This window comes from Streptomyces sp. NPDC050263, assembly GCF_040655955.1.
GTDB lineage: Bacteria > Actinomycetota > Actinomycetes > Streptomycetales > Streptomycetaceae > Streptomyces.
The window spans coordinates 50,337-56,754 of the sequence record NZ_JBFAKW010000059.1; the positions used below are offsets into that span (position 1 = coordinate 50,337).

A 6,418-nucleotide genomic window follows, 5' to 3' on the forward strand; every position below is an offset into this window, starting at 1 on the left:
ATGTGATCCGATGAGGTGCGGTGTCGTGCGGGCATCGTGCCGGGCGATGCGGGCATCGAGGCTGAGCGCCGCGGGCGGACCGGCCGGTTCCCGGCCCCGCGCCGCAGGCGTTGTCGTACCCCCGGCATATCCTGACTGCGGGGGCCACCGGTCTACGGAGGTCACCGGCTGACGAAGGGGTCGAAGTGCCGTCGATGCTCGATGCGGTCGTGGTGGGAGCGGGGCCCAACGGGCTGACCGCGGCGGTGGAGCTGGCCCGACGCGGCTTCTCCGTGGCGCTCTTCGAGGCGCGGGACACCGTGGGCGGAGGAGCCCGCACCGAGGAACTCACCCTGCCGGGCTTCCGCCACGACCCGTGCTCCGCCGCGCACCCCCTCGGCATCAACTCGCCCGCGTTCCGCGCCCTGCCCCTGGAGCGCTACGGCCTGGAGTGGCTGCACCCCGAGCTGCCCATGGCGCACCCCTTCCCCGACGGCAGCGCCGCCGTGCTGTCCAGGTCGGTCGCCGAGACGGCCGCCTCCTTCGGGCCCCGGGACGCGGGCGCGTACCGCCGACTGGTCGAGCCCTTCCTGCCCAAGTGGGACACCCTGGCCCGCGACTTCATGTCGCTGCCGCTCACCGCGCTCCCGCGCGACCCGGTCACCCTGGCCCGGTTCGGCCTGGTCGGCCTTCCCCCCTCCAGCTGGCTCACCCGCCGCTTCCACGACGAACCGGCCAAGACCCTCTTCGCCGGACTCGTCGCCCATGTGATGGCCCCGCTCAGCGGGTTCGCCACCGGTGCCGTCGGCCTGGTCTTCGCCCTCGCCGCACACGCCCGCGGCTGGCCGGTGGCCCGCGGCGGCTCCCAGTCCATCTCGGACGCCCTGGCCGCCTACCTGGAGGATCTCGGCGGCAGTATCCACACCGACTACGAGGTCAAGCGCCTCGACGACCTGCCGCCGGCCCGCGCCTACGTCTTCGACACCTCGCCCACAGCCCTCGCCCGCATCGCCGGCTTCGGCGACCACTACGCGGGATACAAGTACGGACCGGGCGTCTTCAAGATCGACTACGCGCTCGACGGCCCGGTCCCGTGGACCGCGAGGCAGGCCCGCACCGCCGGCACCGTGCAGATCGGCGCGGACAGCGCGGAGATCGGCGCCGCCCTGCGCGCCCCCTCCCGGGAAGGCCGGGCACCCGACAGGCCCTTCCTGATCACGGTGCAGCCCAGCGTCGTCGACCCCACCCGGGCCCCGGCGGGCAAGCACGTCTTCTGGGCGTACGGCCATGTGCCCAACGGCTGGACGGGCGACCTCACCGACGCCATGGAACGCCAACTGGAGCGTTTCGCCCCGGGTTTCCGCGACCGCGTGCTGGCCCGCGCCACCGCGGGACCCGCCGAACTCGCCGCCCGCAACGCCAACTACGTCGGCGGGGACATCGCCTCCGGCGCGGCCTCCGGGCTCCAGATCCTGCTGCGCCCCAAGCTGACCGCCTTCCCGTACGCCACCCCGCACCCGGCCGTCTTCATCTGCTCCTCGGCCACCCCGCCCGGCCCGGGCGTGCACGGCATGTCGGGCCACAACGCGGCGAAGGCCGTATGGCGCAGACTGCGGCGACAAAGCTGAGCGGTCGGCCGGTCCCGTTGCTATACACACAGCCATGACCACGATCACGCTCGTCCAGGGCGACATCACCCGGCAGTCGGTGGACGCCATCGTCAACGCGGCCAACTCCTCACTGCTCGGCGGAGGCGGCGTGGACGGCGCGATCCACCGCCGGGGCGGCCCCGCGATCCTCGCCGACTGCCGTCGGCTCCGCGCCTCGCACCACGGCAAGGGTCTCGCCACCGGCCAGGCCGTCGCCACGACGGCGGGCGAACTGGACGCGCGCTGGGTGATCCACACCGTGGGCCCGGTCTACAGCGCGGGCGAGGACCGCTCGGAGCTGCTGGCCTCCTGCTTCCGGGAGTCGCTGCGGGTCGCGGACGAACTGGGCGCGCGCACCGTCGCCTTCCCCGCGGTCTCCGCCGGCATCTACGGGTGGCCGATGGACGACGCCGCCCGGATCGCGGTGGAGACCGTGCGGGCGACGCGGACCTCCGTGGAGGAGGTCACCTTCGTCCTCTTCGACGAAGGGGCCTACGCGGCGTTCGCCGAGCGCATCGGCTGACCGGACGCGCACGACGGCCAGGAGGACGAGGCGGCTGTAGTACCCAGGTACCGCAGCCGCCGCCGCTTTCGGTCCCGCCATGCCGCAGCCCGCCCATGTGCGGCCCTCACAGTCCCGCTCGGCCGCAGCCCGCCCGTGTGCGGCTCACAGTCCCGCCCCGCCCAGCCCCCGCCCGTGCGCAGCCCCACAGTCCCGCCCACAGCCCCGCCCGCCGCCCCACAGCCCCGGCCCCGTACGACTGCCGCCCGCCCATCCCCAGTCCCGAACCCCGCCCACGCGCAGCCGCCCCTCCCGGCCCCGCCGCCCCCGGCCCTCCGCGCGGCCCCGGCGGGCCCGTCCTCGGTCCCGAACCCCGTCCGCCCCGCCCAGGTAGCCTTCCTGTCTGCGGAGCGGAACGTGCCCGCTCACACTCGGCAGGGCCGCGCTGTGCGCCGGGGTTAACTCCTGGTGGCCGGTCCGGGAGACACCTGTGTAATGCGCGGTTCGTACCGTCACAGAGGCTTGCAGAGGCTCTCACCAGGCCGATCGTCAGCAGGACGGCAGAACGAAAGGGGCGCCCGTGGCCGTGCCGGACCCGCGGACCGACAGCGCGACCGAGACGAAGGTGCGCACGGTCTGCTCGTACTGCGGCGTCGGCTGCGGCATGGTCCTCGACATCGGCCGCGGACCGGACGGCCGCCGCACGGTCCTGAAAGCCGTCGGCGACAAGCAGCACCCGGCGAACTTCGGCCGGCTGTGCACCAAGGGCGCGACCACCGCCGACATGCTCGCCGCGCCCGGTCGGCTGACCACCGCCCTCGTCCGCCCGGACCGCGGCGAGGAGCCCGAGCCCGCACCCGTGGACGCGGCGGTAGCCGAGACGGCCCGACGCCTGCGCGCGATCGTCGACGAGCACGGCCCGGACGCCGTCGCCCTCTACGTCTCCGGCCAGATGAGCCTCGAAGCGCAGTACCTCGCGAACAAGCTCGTAAAGGGTTACCTCCGCAGCAACCAGATCGAGTCGAACTCCCGGCTGTGCATGGCAAGCGCCGGAACCGGTTACAAGCTGTCTCTCGGCGCCGACGGCCCGCCCGGCTCCTACGAGGACCTCGACAAGGCGGACGTCTTCCTCGTCATCGGCTCCAACATGGCCGACTGCCATCCGATCCTGTTCCTGCGGATGATGGACCGGGTGAAGGCGGGCGCCAAGCTGATCGTCGTCGACCCGCGCCGTACCGCCACGGCCGCGAAGGCCGATCTGTTTCTCCAGGTCAAGCCCGGTACCGACCTCGCTCTCCTGAACGGTCTGCTGCATCTCCTGCACGAGAACGGCCACACCGACCCCGACTTCGTCGCCGCGTACACCCAGGGCTGGGAGGCGATGCCGGAGTTCCTCGCCGACTACCCGCCCGCGACCGTCGCGGAGCTCACCGGCATCCCGGAGACCGACCTGCGCGAGGCCGCCCGGCTGATCGGCGAGGCGGGGGAGTGGACCAGCTGCTGGACCATGGGCCTCAACCAGTCCACGCACGGCACCTGGAACACCAACGCCCTGGTGAACCTGCATCTCGCCACCGGCGCGATCTGCCGCCCCGGCAGCGGTCCCTTCTCCCTCACCGGCCAGCCCAACGCCATGGGCGGCCGGGAAATGGGTTACATGGGGCCGGGACTCCCCGGCCAGCGCTCCGTCCTCGTCGACGCCGACCGCGCCTTCGTCGAGCGGCTGTGGGGCCTCGAGCCGGGCGCCATCCGGGCGGACGGCGTCGGCAAGGGCACCGTCGAGATGTTCCGGAAGATGGCCGACGGCGAGATCAAGGCCTGCTGGATCATCTGCACCAACCCGGTCGCCTCCGTCGCCAACCGCAGGACCGTCATCGAGGGCCTGGAGGCCGCCGAGTTCGTCGTCACCCAGGACGTCTTCGCCGACACCGAGACCAACGCCTACGCCGACGTCGTGCTGCCCGGCGCCCTGTGGACGGAGACCGAAGGCGTCCTCATCAACAGCGAGCGCAACCTCACCCTCGCCCGACCCGCCGCAGACCCGCCGGGCGAGGCCCTAGCCGACTGGCGGCTCATCGCGGCCGTCGCCCGCGCGATGGGTTACGAGAACGGTTTCTCCTACGACAGCGCCGAGCAGATCTTCGAGGAGATCAAGCGCGCCCACAACCCGCAGACCGGCTACGACCTGCGCGGAGTGACATACGAGCGGCTGCGCGACACCCCGGTGCAGTGGCCGTCCGCCACCGCCGACGGGCCCGACCGCAACCTGATCCGCTACGTGAACGAAGACGGTTCCCTCACGTTTCCCACGGCTTCCGGCCGCGCCGTGTTCCACGCGCGTCCGCACGTTCCGCCCGCCGAGATGCCGGACGACGACTATCCGTTCGTCCTGAACACCGGCCGCCTCCAGCACCAGTGGCACACCCTGACGAAGACCGCCAAGGTCGCCAAACTCAACAAGCTCGATCCCGGACCGTTCGTCGAGGTGCACCCCGAGGACGCGGCCGCGCTCGGCCTGGCCGACGGCGACTCCGTCGAGGTCGCCTCACGACGCGGGCGGGCCGTGCTGCCGACGGTCGTCACCGACCGCGTTCTGCCCGGTTCCTGTTTCGCGCCGTTCCACTGGAACGACCTCTTCGGCGAGTACCTCAGCGTCAACGCGGTCACCAGCGACGCCGTCGACCCGCTGTCCTTCCAGCCCGAGCTGAAGGTGTGCGCGGTCTCGCTGACGAAGGTGTCGACACCGGTTACCGTCCATGCTCCGACCGCCGAGACCCCGGCCGGACAGACCCGGGCCGCACAGTCCTCGGCGGCTCTCGTCCCCACCGCCGTCCAGCCTGCCTCGCTCCAGTCCGCCTCGCTCCAGTCCGCCTCGCTCCGATCCGCCTCCCTCCAGTCCTCGGCGGTCGCCGTCTTCGGCCTGGAGCCCAGCCCGCCGCCGGTCCTGACCGAGCTGGAACGGCGCTACCTGGTCGGCTTCCTCGCCGGCATCCCGGCCGGCGCCCCGGGCGTACCCGTCCTGCCGCCGGACGCGCCGTTCAGCCCCGAGCACGCCCTGTGGGTCAACGGCACCCTCGCCGGCATGTACTCCCGGACCGCCGCCGCGCCGCCCTCGCAGGCCCCGGACCCGACCCCGACCCGGCGGGTCGTGATCCTGTGGGCCTCGCAGACCGGCAACGCCGAGGACTTCGCCGCCGCCACCGCCGAGCGGCTCACCGCGGGCGGCCACACGGCCTCCCTCGTCGCCATGGACGAGGCCGACCCCGCCGCCCTGCCGGCAGGCGCCGACCTGCTGCTGATCACCAGCACCTTCGGCGACGGCGACGCCCCGGACAACGGCGCCGGCTTCTGGGACGGCCTCGCCGAGCTGGGCACCGGCCGCCTGGAAGGCCGCCGCTATGCCGTCCTCGCGTTCGGGGACTCCTCCTACGACGACTTCTGCGGACACGGCCGCCGCCTGGACGACCGGCTGGACGAGCTCGGCGCGGTCCGGCTGGCCCCGCGCACCGACTGCGAACCGGACTACGAGACGGAGGCGGAGGCCTGGCTCGACCAGGTGGTCACGGCCCTGAAGGAAGCCACGGAACTGGTGCCCGAGGCCCTCGTCGAGGCCCCCGCTCCGGAACCCGACGACGTGCCGGACACCGCTTCCGTCGTCGTCACCGAGGCTGCTCCCGCCGCCCCTCCCCGCTCCCGCCGCCCCGCCCCCGTCACGGCGCGCCTCACCGGCAACCGGCTGCTGAGCCTGCCGGGTTCCGGCAAGGAGGTCCGGCGGTTCACCTTCGACACCCGCGACAGCGAGACCCCGCTCGTCTACGAGGCCGGCGACGCGCTCGGCGTCCGGCCCCTCAACTCCCCGGACCTGGTGGCGGAGTGGCTGACCGTCACCCGACTCGACGCGCACGCGCGCGTGCAGGTGAACGGCGTCGGCGAGATCGCCCTCGGCGAGGCCCTGCTGCGCCACCTCGACATCACCCGGATCACCCCGGCCCTGCTCCGCTTCACCGCCGACCGCACCCGCGACCCGCGCGAGCTGCGCAAACTGCTGCGCCCCGACAACAAGGACGAGCTCGCGAAGTGGTCCTGGGGCCGCCAGGCCGTCGACGTGGCGGCCGGGTCGGGCGTCCGTGCCGACGCGCAGGAGTGGGCCGAGGTGCTGGGACGGCTGCAGCCTCGCCTGTACTCCATATCGTCTAGTGCCGTAGCAGGGAATGTTTGCCCTGTTGTGATGTGACGCGTCGTCCGGGTGCTGTGCCGGGCGGCGCGTGTCCGGCACTCTGTCCGGGTG

3 protein-coding genes are annotated in these 6,418 nt (G+C 73.0%); all 3 read left to right on the top strand.

Annotated features, from left to right (window positions below; all coding sequences use genetic code 11):
- Positions 1-194 precede the first annotated feature (194 nt).
- The gene (locus AB0J04_RS25275) at positions 195-1,607 is read left to right on the top strand and encodes an NAD(P)/FAD-dependent oxidoreductase (RefSeq protein ID WP_363170821.1); all 1,413 of its coding nucleotides are present in this window, start codon (positions 195-197) and stop codon (positions 1,605-1,607) included.
- A 34-nt stretch (positions 1,608-1,641) separates the two neighbouring features.
- On the top strand, positions 1,642-2,151 hold the full coding sequence (locus AB0J04_RS25280) for an O-acetyl-ADP-ribose deacetylase (protein WP_363170822.1): 510 nt from the start codon (positions 1,642-1,644) through the stop codon (positions 2,149-2,151).
- A 559-nt stretch (positions 2,152-2,710) separates the two neighbouring features.
- A complete protein-coding gene (locus tag AB0J04_RS25285) occupies positions 2,711-6,364 on the top strand; it encodes a molybdopterin-dependent oxidoreductase (protein ID WP_363170823.1) in 3,654 nt (1,217 codons plus the stop codon).
- Positions 6,365-6,418 lie beyond the last annotated feature (54 nt).